Origin of the sequence: Micromonospora sp. BRA006-A, assembly GCF_033433935.1 — a bacterium.
Lineage (GTDB): Bacteria > Actinomycetota > Actinomycetes > Mycobacteriales > Micromonosporaceae > Micromonospora > Micromonospora aurantiaca.
In genome coordinates this window covers 6,421,538-6,437,242 of the sequence record NZ_JANCLW010000001.1, presented here as the reverse complement: position 1 = coordinate 6,437,242, position 15,705 = coordinate 6,421,538, and the positions used below count along the sequence as shown (strand labels likewise).

The window sequence follows — 15,705 nt, the reverse complement described above, 5'->3', positions numbered from 1 at the left end:
CGCGGACGATCGGCGCGAAGGCGGTCACCGTGACCAACCAGGCCGACCTGGAGCGCTACGCCAGCGCCAGCACGCCCTACGTCATCCGCGTCGGTGCGGCGATCACMGAGCCATTTTCATCGTGACGGCGCAGGTCACGGGCGGTGTGGGAGGCCGGTGTCCAGGTAGGACGAGGCTCCCGGTAAGACAGCAATCGACCAAGATCAGATGCCCCAACCGGGAGCCTCGCTGTGCTGTCTTACCCTGCCGCGATTCCGTTGTCCACCCGCAGCCTGAACCACCTCGCCGCCCTCATCCGAACCCGCCGCCAGCAGCAACGGTCTCGGTGGCGACGCCTCGACCCCGGCCGGCAAGCCCTGCTCGCCCTGGCCCACCTGCGCAACGGCGACACCTACACCCGCCTGGCCGCCGGATTCGACATCGGCGTCACGACCGCCTGGCGTTATGTCCGCGAGGCCATCGACCTGCTCGCCGCGACCGCCGACGACCTGGCCACGGCCATGACCAGGATCCGTCTGCTCGCCTACGCAATCCTCGACGGCACCCTGATCCCGATCGACCGGGTCGCCAACCAGAAGCCGTACTACTCCGGAAAACACAAGCGTCACGGCGTGAACGTGCAGGTCATCGCCGACGCGGCCGGGCGTCTCGTCTGGGCCTCGGCCGCGCTGCCCGCCTCGACGCACGACCTGACCGCCGCCCGCACCCACGGCATCATCGACGCCCTGGCCAGCACCGACGTGATGACCTTCGCGGACAAGGGCTATCAAGGCGCCCCCGGCAGCGTGCGCACCCCGTTCAAGCGGCGCCGCTTCCGGCCGAAGCTGTCACGCCGGCAGAAGGCCGTCAACCGAGCGCACGCGAAGATCCGCGCCCGCGGCGAACGCGCGATCGCCACCCTCAAGACCTGGAAAATCCTGGTCAAGCTGCGCTGCTGCCCACGCCGAGCGACCGCGATCGTGCAGGCCATCCTCGTCCTGCACCGCGTCGAAGCCGACCGCCACGCAGGATGAAAATGGCTCACTCAGGGCCGGTCCCTGTGGGGCCGGCCCTGACGTTCTGCGAGCGGAGGATACGAGATTCGAACTCGTGAGGGTGTGAACCCAACACGCTTCCCAAGTCTGCTCGGCAGCGTCCACAGGCCGACAGGTGGGTCCGTCACCTGGGCGGGCAAGAGCCACCGGCCGGGGCAGGTCGCCGTCGTACGTGGACGAACGAGACCAGAACTGAGACTGGTGGTCTGCGCCGCAGCTAGGTGGCTTCAAGGAAGGCACCGTGCCGGATCGGTGCCGAAGTCCTAGTCGGACTACACTGGCCCAGTGTCCATAGCCGCGCACGCCTGGTATGACCTTCCTTGGAGCGACTGGGTTGGTGTCGTGGGCTTTCCACTTGGCCTATTTGGTCTGTGGTTAACGTTCAAGCAGGCCTCCGATGCAAAGGACGCAGCGGCATCGGCCAACACTGCCATTCGGCGAACGCAATCCCAAATCAGGGCGAATCAACTTCTCGTATTGATACCTCAGTTGCGGTGGATAGCCTCAGAGTTGGACTTCGCAATTGATGAGAGCAACGAACGCCTAGCCAGACGGCATCTAGATAGCTGGCGCTGGCAGGCGAACAATATTCATGGCATGTTGACATCTGCCGACTCTAGTCAGAGGCGGATATTGAAATCTCTGCAAGAGAGCGTTGGGCAAGCGGCATCCGCAGGCACTCTGCTGATGGGAAAGAATCTCAAAGGCGAGTCAGTGCTTGACCGTTGCGACAAGGCCCGGGAGTCGATCGGCCGGGTATGTGACCAGCTAAGCGCTTGGGCTGGAGAGAACGTGACGCAGGTGACTGGAGAAGACGAGAATGGCTGACATGACCGTGCAGGCGAAACTGGTCTCGCTTGTCGAGCTGCTGTTGGATGGCACTGCGGCCGGTGACGTGTCCTGGAACCCCGCAAGAGGCGAGAACGAATTCCTTTCCTCCGGTCCAAATTCCGGCGTTAAGCTTTCTCGTTGGATGGATGACGACGGCGATTATAACTACGGGCTCTATCTGCTTAACCCGAGAGGGACCGTTGTGGCAGAGCTTGTATCTGAATGGGACACATCTGGGACAGCGTCGCAATGGAATGCGTCCCTAGAGGAGTTGTATGACCAAGCTCGCCGACAGGCTCTAGGAATTGATGATTTGCTCGATCGAACCCTGGCGGACCTGCAAAGCGGCACCTTTAAAGATGATGTCCCTTTCTGATCAGGCTGTCCGTGCGCACGATCTTGAAGCAGTCTCGACGGCGCGACGCCCTGCACGAATGGCACACTCGCTTATGCATCCAGGGCGGGCACTATTTACTTGCGTGGTCAAGGAGAGAAAGCGCCACTTCTCTCATGTTCGCGATGACCACGTCAGCTCCGGCTGCTCGGAAGGCGCGAATCTTCGCCTCCCGATTCGCGTAGCCAATTACGCGCACCCCGGCGGCTCGCGCTCCCTCAATGTCTGACAATGAGTCACCGATGAGGACGCAGCGGCTAGGCGCTTCACCGACTGTCTGGACGGCTTGCAGGATTGGTTGGGGGTTCGGTTTCATGTGAAATGGATCAGCGTACGGCCGACCGACGATCGGTGAGATGTGTCCGTCAAGCCGGTGCCGCGCCAGATAGGTGCATACGGCACCAGCAGAGTTGTTGCTAACCACTGCCACCGACATGCCGGCTTGACGGGCAGCAATGATTACCTCCCGGCCGTAGGGTGTTGATTTGGCAGTCTCGGCGGCCCGGCGCTCGGCTGCGCAAAGCGCGTCCTCTACCGCCCGCGTAAGGCCCTGGTCGCCAGTCGCCCCAATCTGGCGAAGTACTTCCAGCGGGTCCGGCTCGCTAGCGAGGTCTGGCGCCACGTTGACGCCGCGCTGCCGCAGCACGTCGACCAGCTCGGCGGCGACCTGCGGCGCCCACCGCCTCGACCGCCTGGAGCCAGAGCACCTGGAGATGCTGTACGGCCGGATGATGGCCAACGGCAGCGCGGCCGGCACCGCTCACCAGGCGCACCGGACCATTCGCACGGCCCTCGGCGAGGCGGTCCGCCGTGGGCACCTCGCCCGGAATCCCGCCGCGCTGGCCAAGCCGCCCCGCCTCCCAGATTCCGAGGTGCAGCCGTACACCGTCCCCGAGGTGCAGGCGATCCTTCGAGCGGCAGCATCGCGGAGGAACAGTGCCCGGTGGGCCGTGGCGCTCGCCCTCGGGCTGCGCCAGGGCGAAGCGCTCGGCCTGAAATGGCCGGACGTGGATTTGGACCACGGGACGCTCACCGTGCGCCGCGCGCTTCTGCGGCCGAAATGGCGGCACGGCTGCGACGGGAAGTGTGAGCAGAAGTTGCCCGGTCAGTGCCCGGACCGGGTGAACGAGCGGCCGGTAGCAGCGGACACCAAATCGCGCGCCGGCCGCCGCTCCATCGGCCTGCCAGATGCCCTGATCGACCTACTCCGGCAGCACCGGAAGGAACAGGACGCCGAGCGCGAAACCGCCGCCCAGCTCTGGCGCGATGAGGGCTGGGTGTTCGCCTCACCGACCGGCGAGGCGATCCATCAGGCGACCGACTACGACGAATGGAAGCGACTGCTCAAGCTCGCCGGTGTGCGGGATGGCCGGTTACACGACGCGCGGCACACCGCCGCCACCGTGCTCCTGGTCCTCGGCGTCTCCGGCCGCGCCGTGATGGGCATCATGGGGTGGTCAAACTCGGCGATGGCCGTTCGGTACCAGCACATGACTAATCAGGTTCGCCGCGACATCGCGCAGCAGCTCGGCGGACTGCTCTGGGGCGACCCGCCGCGCCGGCCGGGGGAGACCCGTGACCGGCAGCCAGAGGGACCGGAACAAGGCAAGTGAGACGACAACTGAGACGAGAGCGACCGTAGAGACGACGGAGGACCGGTCCCTGACGGGGCCGGCCCTTCCGTTTGTCCTGCTCAAGAGAGCGGAGGATACGAGATTCGAACTCGTGAGGGTGTGAACCCAACACGCTTTCCAAGCGTGCGCCCTAGGCCTCTAGGCGAATCCTCCGCGAGCCAGGATACAGGTCCCTCGACGGCGGGCCACCCCACCCTCCCGGAAGATCCACAACCCTTCGGGTAGGCTTGGCGTCACCTCCCGTGCGGCGGTACCTCGTGAACCTCCCCAGGGCCGGAAGGCAGCAAGGATAAGCGAGCTCTGCCGGGTGCACGGGAGGCCTTTCTGTCTCCCGGGCCGGGTAACGTCGCTGCGGGTCGGGTCACGGGGTGGTGGGTGGTCACCCGGGGCCGACCGGCGCAGAATGGCTCGGTCGAGAGGAGGCGGGACGGGTGGCACTGGCCCTTTACCGCAAGTACCGGCCGCGGACGTTCGCCGAGATGATCGGCCAGGAGCAGGTCACCGAGCCGCTGTCGCAGGCGCTGCGCAGCGGGCGGCTCAACCACGCCTACCTCTTCTCCGGTCCGCGGGGCTGCGGCAAGACCTCCAGCGCCCGGATCCTGGCCCGCTCCCTCAACTGCGAGCAGGGCCCCACCCCCGAACCGTGCGGGCAGTGTGACTCGTGTCGCGGGCTGGCTCCCGACGGCGGCGGCTCGATCGACGTCATCGAGATCGACGCGGCCAGCCACGGTGGTGTCGACGACGCCCGTGAGCTGCGCGAGAAGGCGTTCTTCGCCCCGGCCCGCAGCCGCTTCAAGATCTACATCATCGATGAGGCGCACATGGTCTCGTCGGCCGGCTTCAACGCCCTGCTCAAGCTGGTCGAGGAGCCCCCGGAGTACGTCAAGTTCATCTTCGCCACCACCGAACCGGAGAAGGTCCTCGGCACGATCAAGTCGCGGACCCACCACTACCCGTTCCGGCTGTTCCCGCCGAAGGTGGTCCGCCCCTATCTGGAGCAGCTCTGCGAGGCGGAGGGCGTCAAGGTCGAGCCGGCGGTCTTCCCGCTGGTGGTGCGTGCCGGCGGGGGCAGCATGCGCGACAGCCTCTCCGTGCTCGACCAGCTCATCGCGGGCGCCGGCCCGGAGGGCGTCGGCTACGCCCGGGCCGCCGCGCTGCTCGGGGTCACCGACGCCGCGCTGATCGACGAGATGTGCGACGCGCTCGCCGCCGGTGACGGCGCCGCCGCGTACGCCACCGTCGACCGGGTCGCCGAGGCCGGGCACGACTCGCGTCGCTTCGCCTCCGACCTGCTGGAACGGCTCCGCGACCTGATCGTCCTGCAGCAGGTGCCCGATGCCGCCACCAGGGGCCTCATCGACGGCCCGGCCGACCAGATCGAGCGGATGGCCGCCCAGGCGCAGCGCCTCGGCCCGGCCACGCTGTCGCGCTGCGCCGACATCGTGCACAACGGCCTGGTCGAGATGCGCGGCACCACAGCGCCCCGGCTGCTGCTGGAGCTGATCTGCGCGCGCATGCTCCTGCCCGGCGCGGACGACTCCTCCGCCGGTCTGCTCCAGCGTCTGGAGCGGATGGAACGCCGGCTGACGCTCGGGGGCGCCGAGCTGCCGCCGGCCGCCGCCGACTCCGCGCACCCCACCCAGACCCAGGGGGTACGCCCGGCGCCTCCCGCCCCGGGCGCGGCTGCCGCCGCGGTCCATCCGGATTCCGCCGGCACGCCGGCGGCTGCCGGTGCCCCGACCGGGGCCGCCGCCGCACGTGCCGCTGCCGCCGCTGCGGCAGGTGCCCGGAGCACCACACCCGGCTCCCGCCCCGGCTCTGCCGTCGGGGCCACCGGCCGTCCCGCCCCGGCCGATGCCGCCACCGGCCCCCGTTCCGCCCCGGCCGATGCGGCTGCCGACTCCGGTCCGGCCGCTGCCGGGTCCGGCCCGGGTCACGCCTCGGTGGCGACCGGAGCGCCAGCGGCTGCCGGGGTCCACACCGGCACGGACGCCGGGTTCCCTGCGTCGGCCGCCGCCGAGCGGGCCGCCGCCGGCTCGGCGACTTCCGGTCCGGCCGCTGCCCGACGCCCGGTACCGCCGTCCGCGGTGATGCCCGACCCGGCCACGCCCGAGCCGCCCCGCCCCGGCGCGGGCAATCCGGGCGCGCTCGACGCGGTAGCGGTGCGCCGCGTCTGGCCCGAGGTGGTCGGCAAGGTGAACCGCAGCAACAAGCGGATCGCTGCGCTGATGCGGGACGCGGTGGTACGCGACCTGGACGGCGACACCCTGGTGCTGACCGTGAAGTCGACGGTGCTGGCGAAGATGATGGCCGACCACGCCGCAGTGCTGACCGATGCGCTCTACGAGGAGCTGGGCGGTCGCTGGCAGATCCGCTGCGAGGTGGCCGGCGAGCGTGGCGCGGCCTCGCTCGGTGGCCCGTCCCGCCCGTCCGGAGCTAGCCGCCCGCAGGGCGACGCCGCACCGGCCCGCAGCGCCTCCGACAGCGCACCGCCCCGCCCGGCGTCCGACGCCGGGTCCGGTGGGCCGGATTCCGGGGCAGTAGGTGCTGCTCACGGCCGTCCGGACGCCGGCGCGGGGCGTGTCCGCCCGGACGCCGGTGCCCACCCCGGTCCGGGCCGTCCGGATTCCGCTGCCGTCGGGCACCCCGCGTCCGGCGGCGCCCCGGGACAGCCGGTGTCCGGCTCGGGCGGCACCACGGGCAGCCGAGCCACGGGCAACCCGGCAACCGGCAGCCAAGGCGCGGGAAGCCAGGCCGGAGGACCGGCGGGCCGGGCCGACGCGGGTTCGGCCGACGCCTCGCACCGGACGGCGGCGACCGCTGCCGGTGACCAGGCCGGCGAGGAGGACTGGCCGGAGCCGGCCCGACCCGGTGGCGCGGCCTCGGCCACCGGCACCGCCTCGGCGGCGAGCACCGGGGGTGCGGAGGACTGGCCGGCGGCGGCCCGTCCGGGCGGGGGCACGGCGACCGCTACCGCCCCTGTCGTCGTACCCAAGCCGGCTGGACCTGCGGCGGCGCCTGCCGATGGGGCGAGGCCGGCGGGGCCGAAGAACAGCGCGATCGCGGCGGCGCGGGCGGCCGCGGCGGCTGCCGCCGCGGGCGGTGGTGCCGGCAAGGGGCCGCGCGCGGCGCAGCCGGCGCGGAAGACGGCCGATGCCGAGTGGGCGGGCGAGCCGCCCTACGACCCGGACTTCGACGGCCCGGTGCGGGGCGGGGGCGCGCCCGTGGCGGCGCCCGCCTACGAGGGGTTCGATCCGGGCGACGAGCCGCTCGACGACGTGATCGACGAGCGGACCGCCCGGCAGTCGAGCGAGGAGCAGGCGGTGCAGCTGCTGCGCGAGACGTTCGGCGCGGAGAAGATCGACGAGGTGGACGCGCGCTGAGCGCGCGCCGACCGCGATTCAGTGGTGCCGTGGCCCGACTAGGCTGAGCGGCGGCCCGAGCAGACGAGTGGAAGAAGGTGCGGTCCGTGCGCCCAGGTGGACAGCCGAACATGCAGCAGATGCTGAAGCAGGCGCAGAAGATGCAGCAGCAGATCGCCAAGGCCCAGGCCGAGCTGGCCGAGGCGGAGCTGACCGGCACCGCCGGCGGAGGGCTGGTCACCGCGACGGTCGCCGGTACCGGCGAGCTGAAGGCGATCAAGATCGACCCGAAGGCGGTCGACCCGGAGGACGTCGAGACGCTCGAAGACCTGGTGGTCGCCGCAGTGCACAACGCCGCCGAGGCGGCCCGCGAGCTGACCGAGAAGAAGATGGGCCCGGTCGCGGGCGGCATGGGCGGCCTCAGCCTGCCCGGGTTCTGAGCCGGCAGATGTACGAGGGTGCCATCCAGGATCTGATCGACGAGCTGGGCCGGCTGCCGGGCGTGGGCCCGAAGAGCGCCCAGCGGATCGCGTTCCACGTGCTGTCGGCGGATCCGGCCGACGTGAACCGGCTGGCCGGCGCGCTGCGCAAGGTCAAGGATCTGGTCCGGTTCTGTACGACCTGCTACAACGTGGCCGAGTCGGAGCAGTGCCGGATCTGCCGCGACCCACGGCGCACCGACGAGGTGCTCTGTGTGGTCGAGGAGCCGAAGGACGTGGTGGCGATCGAGCGGACCGGCGAGTTCCGCGGGCGCTACCACGTGCTCGGCGGCGCGATCAATCCGCTGGAGGGCATCGGCCCGGACAACCTGCGGATCCGTGAGCTGATGACCCGCCTCGGCGGCGGCGAGGTCCGCGAGCTGATCCTCGCCACCGACCCGAACACCGAGGGCGAGGCGACAGCCACCTATCTGGCGCTGATGGTCAAGCCGATGGGGATCGCGGTGACCCGGCTCGCGAGCGGACTGCCGGTCGGCGGCGACCTGGAGTACGCCGACGAGATCACGCTGGGCCGGGCCTTCGAGGGCCGCCGGGCCGTCTGAATCCAGTGTGCCGCCTCCGGCGGGTGCCCTGCGGGGTGCCCGCCGGACGTGTCTCCGGGCCGGACCGGCATGTCCGTCGATCTGACAGGAACGTGCGTCCGGGACCGGATCGACGTAATAAATTCGGCCTTCTAGCCGACGAAACATCGGCAGCGTAAGTGATCCTCCTTCGATTCGTATGCCTCGTTGCGGAACAGACACGATTCGATACCAACCCGTCCCCCGCCCGTTTCCGCGCCGTCCACCCGAGGGCTAAGGTCTGCGCACATCGGTGACCCTGTCACCACGTTGTCCGTACCCCCAAGGACGAGGTGAAGCACCATGCGTGCATCCAGGCCGAAGGTCGCAATCGCGGCCGTCGCGGTCGCGGCCCTCGCGGTTGCAGGCTGCGCCGAGAGCGACCGTGAGAGTGGCTCCGGAGATAGCAAGAAGGACACCCTCGTCTTCGGCGTCGCCGGAGACCCGAAGGTGCTCGACCCCAGCTTCGCCAGCGACGGTGAGTCGCTGCGCGTTGCGCGCCAGGTCTTCGAGACCCTGGTCCGTCCGGAGGAGGGCGGCACCAAGGTGACGCCGGGCCTCGCCGAGTCCTGGACGCCGGATGCGGCGGGCACGACCTGGACCTTCAAGCTCCGCTCGGGCGTCAAGTTCCACGACGGCACCGACTTCAACGCCGAGGCCGTCTGCGTCAACTTCAACCGCTGGTACAACGCCAAGGGCCTCATGCAGAGCCCGGACGTGACCGCGTACTGGCAGGACGTCATGGGCGGGTTCGCCAAGAACGAGAACCCGGACCTGCCGCCGAGCCTCTTCAAGTCCTGCACCGCCAAGGACGCCACCACTGTGGACCTGGCGTTCACCCGGGTCTCCAGCAAGATCCCGGCCGCGCTCATGCTGCCGTCGTTCTCGATCCAGAGCCCCAAGGCGATGGAGCAGTACGACGCCAGCAACGTGACCGGCACCGCCGAGGACATCAAGTACCCCGCGTACGCGATGGAGCACCCGACCGGCACCGGCCCGTTCAAGTTCAAGGCGTGGGACGTCGCGAACAAGACGCTCACCATCGAGCGCAACGACGACTACTACGGCGACAAGGCCAAGCTGAAGACCATCATCTTCAAGACGATCTCGGACGAGAACGCCCGCAAGCAGGCGCTCCGCTCGGGTGACATCCAGGGCTACGACCTGGTCGGCCCGGCCGACGTCGAGCCGCTGAAGAAGGAGGGCTTCAACGTCCTCACCCGGCCCGCCTTCAACGTCCTCTACCTGGCGATCAACCAGAAGGGGAACCCGAAGCTGGCCGACCTGAAGGTCCGGCAGGCCATCGCGCACGCGCTGAACCGGCAGGCCCTCGTCGACTCGAAGCTGCCCCCGGGCGCCAAGGTCGCGATGAACTTCATGCCCGACACCGTCGAGGGCTGGAACGGCGACGTCACCAAGTACGACTACGACCCGGCCAAGGCGAAGGCCCTGCTGGCCGAGGCGGGCGCGTCGAACCTGACGCTGAAGTTCCACTACCCGACCGAGGTCACCCGGCCGTACATGCCGAACCCGAAGGACATCTTCGAGCTGCTCTCGGCGGACCTCAAGGCGGTCGGCATCAACGTCCAGGCCATCCCGCTGAAGTGGAGCCCGGACTACCTCAACGCCACCACCTCCGGCAGCAAGCACGACCTGCACTTCCTCGGCTGGACCGGTGACTACGGCGACGCTTACAACTTCATCGGCACCTTCTTCGACCGCCCGAAGGACGAGTGGGGCTTCAACAACGCCCAGCTCTTCGCGCAGTTCAAGGACGCCGACACCACCGCCGACGCGGCGGCCCGTACGGAGAAGTACAAGGCACTGAACAAGTCGATCATGGACTTCCTGCCGGGTGTGCCGATCTCGCACTCCCCGCCGGCGATCGTGTTCGGCAAGGACGTGACCGGGATCAAGGCGAGCCCGCTCACCGACGAGCGGTACGCGACCGCAGAGTTCAAGTGATCTGAAGGCACCGTACGCGGGCGGGCGCTGTGACCACAGCGCCCGCCCGCACCCCTCCGCACACCCTCCGAGGCGCCCGTGTTCCGGTTCATCATCAGACGCCTGCTACAGCTGATACCCACGCTGTTCGGGCTCTCCGTCCTGCTGTTCATCTGGCTCCACCGACTTCCCGGCGGGCCCGAGACCGCGATCCTCGGTGAACGGGGCACGCCCGAGACGCGCGCCGCCATCCGGCGCAACCTCGGCCTCGACGAGCCGATCCTGGTCCAGTACGCCCGCTTCCTGCGGCGGATGATCCGGCTCGACCTCGGCACCTCGACCGGTACGAAGCGGGCGGTCACCACGGAGTTCGTGGAGCGGTTCCCCGGCACCGTCGAGCTGACGATCATGGCCATGGTGCTCGCGGTCGGCATCGGTATCCCGCTCGGCTACCTGGCCGCCCGCCGCCGGGGCCGGTTCCTCGACCACGCCTCGGTCGGCGGATCGCTCATCGGCATCTGCATCCCGGTCTTCTTCCTGGCGTACGTGCTGAAGGCGATCTTCGCGGAGAACCTGGGCTGGTTCCCCTCCAGCGGCCGGCAGGACCCGACCATCGGGGCGACCCGGGTCACCAACTTCTTCGTCATCGACGGGCTCATGACCCGCGAGTGGGACGCCGCCGCCGACGCGCTCTGGCACCTCGTGCTGCCGGGTATCGCGCTCGCCAGCATCCCGCTCGCGATCATCGTCCGGATCACCCGGGCCAGCGTGCTGGAGGTGCTCAACGAGGACTTCGTCCGCACCGCCGAGGCCAAGGGCCTGACCGAGCGGACCGTCCGCCGCCGGCACGTGCTGCGCAACGCCATGCTTCCGGTGGCCACCTCGATCGGTCTCCAGACCGGTCTCCTGCTCTCCGGCGCGGTGCTCACCGAGACCGTGTTCGCGTTCAGCGGCATCGGCGCGTTCGTCGCCGAGTCGATCAGTCAGCGCGACTACCCGGTGCTGATGGGCTTCATCATGATCATTGCGGTGGTGTACGTGCTGGTGAATCTCCTGGTCGACCTCTCCTACAGCGTGATCGACCCGAGGGTGAGGGTGCGATGACCATCACCACTGGCAAGAAGCGCGAGAAGATCGACCGGCTCGCCGAACTGGCCGCCCGCGACGACGAGCAGGGGGTGAGCCTCTGGAAGGAGGCGTTCCGCCGGCTGCGCCGCAACCCGGCCGCCGTCATCGGCGTGGTCATCCTGGCGATCTTCGTCCTGGTCGCGGTCATCGGGCCGTTCCTCGTCCCGTACAGCCCGACCGACTCCATCGGCATCCGCGAGGGCCTGGTCAAGTCCGGCCAGGGCATCATTCCGGGCGCCTCCGCCGACCACTGGCTCGGCTTCGACCACCAGGGCCGGGACGAGTTCAGCCGGCTCATCGTCGGGGCCCGGCAGACGTTGCTCGTCGGCGTCGTCTCCACCCTGATCGGCCTCGCGGTCGGCGCGTTGATCGGCGGCGTCGCCGGTGCCGCGGCCGGCCTCGGCGGGCGCTGGGGCCGCTGGATCGACACCACCCTGATGCGCTTCATCGACATGCTGCTGGCCATGCCGAGCCTGCTGCTCGCGGTGAGCATCGCGGCGCTGCTCGGCGCCAGCCTCACCACCGTGATGATCGCGGTCGGTGTGGTGTCCGTGCCGATCTTCGCCCGTCTGCTGCGCGGCTCGATGATCGCGCAGGCGAACAGTGACTACGTGCTGGCCGCGACGTCGCTCGGCGTGAAGCGCTCCAAGATCGCCCTCACCCACGTGGTGCCGAACTCGATCGCCCCGGTCATCGTGCAGGCCACGCTGACGCTGGCGACCGCGATCATCGAGGCGGCCGCGCTGTCCTTCCTCGGTCTCGGCAACCCCGACTCGGCCATCCCGGAGTGGGGCGTCATGCTCGCCGACGCGCAGCCGTACCTGGGCATCCGGCCGGGCCTGGCGATCTATCCGGCGCTCGGCATCATCATCACCGCGCTGGGGTTCACCCTGCTCGGTGAGGCGATGCGCGAGGCTCTCGATCCGAAGCTGCGGAAGTAGGTCAGTCAGCCATGGCACTGCTCGAAGTGGACGACCTCTCCGTCACGTTCGCCCGTCGTGGGCAGCGCACCGTGCACGCGGTGGACGGGGTGTCCTTCTCGGTCGACGCCGGCGAGGTGGTCGGCCTGGTCGGCGAGTCCGGCTGCGGCAAGAGCGTCACGTCGCTGGCCATCATGGGCCTGCTGCCCAAGCAGCCGGGCCTGCGCGTGGGCGGCAAGGCGGTCTTCGACGGCACCGACCTGCTCCAGCTCGACGACCGGTCCCGCCGCGACATCCGCGGCCGGGACGTGGCGATGATCTTCCAGGATCCGCTGTCCTCGCTGAACCCGGTCATCCCGATCGGGCTCCAGGTGACCGAGGTGCTGGCCCGGCACCGGGGCATGAAGGGCGAGGCGGCCACCAAGGAGGCGGCGGCCCTGCTCGACCGGGTGGGCATCCCGGACCCGCGACGGCGGCTCAAGGAGTACCCGCACCAGCTCTCCGGCGGCATGCGGCAGCGGGCGCTGATCGCCATGGCTGTCGCCTGCCAGCCCCGGCTGCTGATCGCCGACGAGCCGACCACCGCGCTCGACGTCACCATCCAGGCGCAGATCCTGGAGCTGCTGAAGGACCTCGTCCGGGACTCCGGCACCGCACTGGTGATGATCACCCACGACCTCGGCGTGGTCGCGGGCATGTGCGACACCATCAACGTGCTCTACGCCGGCCGGGTGGTGGAGACGGCCACCCGGCGTCCGCTGTTCCGCCAGCCCCGGCACCCGTACACCGAGGGGTTGCTCGGCTCGGTGCCGCGCCTGGACGCCGGCCGCGGCGAACGGCTCAACCCCATCCCCGGCTCGGTGCGTGACGTGCTGCCCTGGCCGGACGGCTGCGCGTTCGCCCCGCGCTGCGCCCGCCGCGTCGACGCGTGCGTGGGCGAGCCGCCGGAGCTGGTGATCACCCACGACGCCCGCAGCTACCGCTGCGTCAACCCGGTGCCGGTGCCCGGCCTGACCCCGGAGGCGGACGCCCGCGCGACCGCGCCGACGACCACCGAACCGGGTGCGGTACCGGCCCAGGCCGAACCGGCCGACCCGCCCGCCGTGCCCGGCTTCGGACCGGCTCCGCGCGAGGAGGAGACCCCATGAGCGACAACGACATCCTCGTCGAGGTCCGCGACCTGAAGGTGCACTTCCCGATCCGCCGGGGCGTGATCTTCGACCGGACCGTCGGGCACGTCAAGGCGGTCGACGGGGTCGACCTCAGCATTCCGCGCGGCAAGACGTACGGGCTGGTGGGCGAGTCGGGCTGCGGCAAGTCCACGCTGGGCCGGGCGCTGCTCCAGCTCAACCCGCCGACCAGCGGCGAGGTGAAGTTCGACGGCGTCGAGCTGACCACGCTCCCGGCCGGCAAGCTGCGCGCGATGCGCCGCCGGATGCAGATGATCTTCCAGGACCCGATGTCCAGCCTGGACCCCCGGCAGAACGTCGAGTCGATCCTCACCGAGGGCCTCCAGACCCACGGCATCGGCTCCGACCGCAACGACCGACGGCGGATCATCGGCGAGACGCTCGACGCGGTGGGCCTGCCCAAATGGGCGCTGTCCCGCTACCCGCACGAGTTCTCCGGCGGCCAGCGCCAGCGCATCGGCATCGCCCGCGCCCTGGTGCTCGGCCCGGAGCTGATCGTCGCCGACGAGCCGGTCTCCGCGCTCGACGTGTCGATCCAGGCGCAGGTGGTGAACCTGCTCGACGAACTCCAGGACAGCCTCGGCCTGACCTACCTGGTCATCGCGCACGACCTGGCGGTGGTGCGGCACATCTCCGACATCGTCGGCGTGATGTACCTGGGCGCGCTCGTGGAGGAGGCACCGAGCGACCGGCTCTACACCGAGCCGCTGCACCCGTACACCCGGGCGCTGATGTCGGCGGTGCCGGTGCCGGACCCCGACGTGGAGGACCGCCGCGAGCGCATCCTGCTCGCCGGTGACCTGCCCTCGCCGGCGAACCCGCCGTCGGGCTGCCGGTTCCACACCCGCTGCCCGTGGGCGCAGCCGACCCGCTGCGCCGACGAGCGGCCGGAACTGCGCCAGATCGGCGCCAGCCGGGTGGCCTGCCACTGGGCCGAGCAGATCGCCGCCGGTGAGCTGCGCCCGCACGAGGTGACCGCGAAGATCACCCGGCCGGAGGGCGAGGGCGAGGACCCGGGCGTGGTCTCCGCGCCCAGCGAGCCCGGATCGTACGTCTGACCCGACGAAGCGCGTCCCCACCCGGCCCGGGTGGGGACGCGCTTCTCGTCTGTCAGCCCTCGGGGCGGTTGAGCAGGCCCACCGCGATCGTGTGCACGGCGTCCAGCGCGGCCGGGTCGGCCAGCGGCGCGGAACCGCCGGTGACCGCGTACCACTCGTCGGCGTCCTTGTACTGCACCCGCAGCGTCACCCGGCCGTCGGCGTGCTCGGTGCGCAGCGTCAACTCGCCGGTCACCACGCCCACCTCGTCCGTCATGACCCCGCCCGGACCGGCCGTGATGTCCGAGGTGCGGTCCGCCGGTCCGCCCGGCGCGCCCCCGGCCGGCGCCCCCGGCACCGCGTCGGCGGTCATGCCCGCCCCGGCCACGTCGGCGGGCTCCGGCTGCCGGCCGTCCGCCGTCATCCCGGCCGACGCCGGACCGGCGGGTGCGGCGTCTGTGTCCGGCGTGCCCGCCGGGGCCGGTGTGGCATCCGGCCCGGTCACGGTTTGCTCGCCCATGTGCAGCCCTCCAGCATGTCGGTGAGAGCGGCCTTCTCGGCACTTGTCACAGTCAGCCGCCAGTAGTGCTTCACCGTCACCCAGTCCGCCGCGTACTGACACCAGGACGACCGGTTCGGCGGCTTCCACTGGGACGGATCCTGGTCACCCTTTGCCCGGTTGGACCGCGCCGAAACCGCGATGAGCTGCGGCCGGGTCAGGTCGTTGGCGAAGTCGCCACGCTTCGAGTCGTCCCACTCGGCCGCACCCGACCGCCACGCGGCGGCCAGCGGCACGGTGTGGTCGACGTCCACGTCCGACGGATCGTTCAGCACCACACCGTCGTAGACGCTCTCCCACCGGCCGCCCACCACGTTGCAGCCGGACAGCTTGATGCCCTCGCCGTCGCGTTGCAGCACGCTGTCGCGGACGTCGCAGTTCTTGCCGGTGCCGCGCCAGTGCGGGAAGCGGGAACGGCTGTAGCCCTTCATCGACCCGGCCGTGGCCACTGTGAGCTCACCGAGCTGCTTGTCGACGTTCCCGGCGGCGCTCGGTGGCGCCTCCGGCTCGGTGACCGACACGTCGCAGCCGGCCACGCCGAGGGCGAGCACCGCGCTCAGCGCGGCCGCCAGCCCGGCTCGGGCTCCTGATCTCGTACGCACAGACGACACC

The 15,705-nt window shown here is 70.1% G+C and carries 13 protein-coding genes, 1 tRNA gene, 1 other RNA gene and 2 pseudogenes; 13 read left to right on the top strand and 4 right to left on the bottom strand.

The features are described 5' to 3' along the window. Nucleotides 1-230 precede the first annotated feature (230 nt). The 3 genes from NMK34_RS29505 to NMK34_RS29495 all read left to right on the top strand — a co-directional run bounded on the left by NMK34_RS29505 (nt 231) and on the right by NMK34_RS29495 (nt 2,241). Nucleotides 231-1,013 (top strand): IS5/IS1182 family transposase, encoded by a 783-nt coding sequence (locus tag NMK34_RS29505; RefSeq protein WP_013285023.1) that lies wholly within the window; start codon nt 231-233, stop codon nt 1,011-1,013. A 306-nt stretch (nt 1,014-1,319) separates the two neighbouring features. Continuing rightward, a complete protein-coding gene (locus NMK34_RS29500; protein ID WP_318336048.1) occupies nt 1,320-1,862 on the top strand; it encodes a hypothetical protein in 543 nt (180 codons plus the stop codon). A gap of 1 nt (nt 1,863) precedes the next feature. Continuing rightward, the gene (locus NMK34_RS29495) at nt 1,864-2,241 is read left to right on the top strand and encodes a hypothetical protein (protein WP_318336047.1); all 378 of its coding nucleotides are present in this window, start codon (nt 1,864-1,866) and stop codon (nt 2,239-2,241) included. Nucleotides 2,242-2,332: 91 nt separating this feature from the next. Here NMK34_RS29495 and NMK34_RS29490 read toward each other — a convergent pair. Continuing rightward, nucleotides 2,333-2,935 (bottom strand): annotated as a pseudogene (locus NMK34_RS29490) (HAD family hydrolase); the annotation flags it as partial. Between NMK34_RS29490 and NMK34_RS29485 the strand changes: the two are divergent. Further along, a pseudogene (locus NMK34_RS29485) lies at nt 2,931-3,872 on the top strand (tyrosine-type recombinase/integrase); the annotation flags it as partial. The pseudogenes NMK34_RS29490 and NMK34_RS29485 overlap by 5 nt on opposite strands. 89 nt (nt 3,873-3,961) lie before the next feature. On the opposite strand, the gene NMK34_RS29480 reads toward NMK34_RS29485, so the two are convergent. Further along, a tRNA-Ser gene (locus NMK34_RS29480) sits at nt 3,962-4,046 on the bottom strand. Nucleotides 4,047-4,127: 81 nt separating this feature from the next. Between NMK34_RS29480 and ffs the strand changes: the two genes are divergently transcribed. The 9 genes from ffs to NMK34_RS29435 all read left to right on the top strand — a co-directional run bounded on the left by ffs (nt 4,128) and on the right by NMK34_RS29435 (nt 14,555). Beyond that, nucleotides 4,128-4,217, top strand: an RNA gene (ffs, locus tag NMK34_RS29475) — signal recognition particle sRNA small type. A 107-nt stretch (nt 4,218-4,324) separates the two neighbouring features. Continuing rightward, nucleotides 4,325-7,276 (top strand): DNA polymerase III subunit gamma and tau, encoded by a 2,952-nt coding sequence (locus tag NMK34_RS29470; protein WP_318336046.1) that lies wholly within the window; start codon nt 4,325-4,327, stop codon nt 7,274-7,276. Between the two features lie 110 nt (nt 7,277-7,386). Next, entirely contained in the window at nt 7,387-7,695 is a 309-nt protein-coding gene (locus NMK34_RS29465) for a YbaB/EbfC family nucleoid-associated protein (RefSeq protein WP_228533033.1), read from the top strand. Between the two features lie 8 nt (nt 7,696-7,703). Continuing rightward, a complete protein-coding gene (recR, locus tag NMK34_RS29460) occupies nt 7,704-8,297 on the top strand; it encodes a recombination mediator RecR (RefSeq protein WP_013289050.1) in 594 nt (197 codons plus the stop codon). A gap of 321 nt (nt 8,298-8,618) precedes the next feature. Beyond that, nucleotides 8,619-10,280: an ABC transporter substrate-binding protein gene (locus NMK34_RS29455; RefSeq protein WP_318336045.1), complete on the top strand. Its 1,662-nt coding sequence runs from the start codon at nt 8,619-8,621 to the stop codon at nt 10,278-10,280. 78 nt (nt 10,281-10,358) lie between these two features. Further along, on the top strand, nt 10,359-11,363 hold the full coding sequence (locus NMK34_RS29450) for an ABC transporter permease (protein ID WP_135242408.1): 1,005 nt from the start codon (nt 10,359-10,361) through the stop codon (nt 11,361-11,363). Continuing rightward, nucleotides 11,360-12,328: an ABC transporter permease gene (locus NMK34_RS29445; protein WP_135242407.1), complete on the top strand. Its 969-nt coding sequence runs from the start codon at nt 11,360-11,362 to the stop codon at nt 12,326-12,328. Before NMK34_RS29450 ends, NMK34_RS29445 begins: the two co-directional genes overlap by 4 nt. 11 nt (nt 12,329-12,339) lie before the next feature. Beyond that, nucleotides 12,340-13,455 carry an ABC transporter ATP-binding protein gene (locus NMK34_RS29440; protein WP_194803311.1) on the top strand — a complete coding sequence of 372 codons (1,116 nt, stop codon included), beginning with the start codon at nt 12,340-12,342 and terminating at the stop codon, nt 13,453-13,455. Beyond that, nucleotides 13,452-14,555, top strand: a complete 1,104-nt coding sequence (locus NMK34_RS29435) for an oligopeptide/dipeptide ABC transporter ATP-binding protein (protein ID WP_318336044.1) — start codon at nt 13,452-13,454, stop codon at nt 14,553-14,555. The genes NMK34_RS29440 and NMK34_RS29435 overlap by 4 nt, the downstream gene beginning before the upstream one ends. A gap of 52 nt (nt 14,556-14,607) precedes the next feature. Here NMK34_RS29435 and NMK34_RS29430 read toward each other — a convergent pair whose 3' ends face one another. Next, on the bottom strand, nt 14,608-15,054 hold the full coding sequence (locus tag NMK34_RS29430) for a hypothetical protein (RefSeq protein WP_318336043.1): 447 nt from the start codon (nt 15,052-15,054) through the stop codon (nt 14,608-14,610). Beyond that, nucleotides 15,036-15,695, bottom strand: coding sequence for an HNH endonuclease family protein (locus NMK34_RS29425; protein ID WP_318336042.1), 660 nt, complete (start codon nt 15,693-15,695; stop codon nt 15,036-15,038). Before NMK34_RS29425 ends, NMK34_RS29430 begins: the two co-directional genes overlap by 19 nt. Nucleotides 15,696-15,705 lie beyond the last annotated feature (10 nt).

Excerpts from the sequence above, each read along its gene's own strand:
- NMK34_RS29430 (WP_318336043.1), bottom strand. The coding sequence starts at position 15,054 with ATGGGCGAGCAAACCGTGACCGGGCCGGATGCCACACCGGCCCCGGCG.
- recR (WP_013289050.1), top strand. The coding sequence starts at position 7,704 with ATGTACGAGGGTGCCATCCAGGATCTGATCGACGAGCTGGGCCGGCTG.
- NMK34_RS29435 (WP_318336044.1), top strand. The coding sequence starts at position 13,452 with ATGAGCGACAACGACATCCTCGTCGAGGTCCGCGACCTGAAGGTGCAC.
- NMK34_RS29455 (WP_318336045.1), top strand. The coding sequence starts at position 8,619 with ATGCGTGCATCCAGGCCGAAGGTCGCAATCGCGGCCGTCGCGGTCGCG.
- NMK34_RS29440 (WP_194803311.1), top strand. The coding sequence starts at position 12,340 with ATGGCACTGCTCGAAGTGGACGACCTCTCCGTCACGTTCGCCCGTCGT.
- NMK34_RS29495 (WP_318336047.1), top strand. The coding sequence starts at position 1,864 with ATGACCGTGCAGGCGAAACTGGTCTCGCTTGTCGAGCTGCTGTTGGAT.
- NMK34_RS29465 (WP_228533033.1), top strand. The coding sequence starts at position 7,387 with ATGCAGCAGATGCTGAAGCAGGCGCAGAAGATGCAGCAGCAGATCGCC.
- NMK34_RS29445 (WP_135242407.1), top strand. The coding sequence starts at position 11,360 with ATGACCATCACCACTGGCAAGAAGCGCGAGAAGATCGACCGGCTCGCC.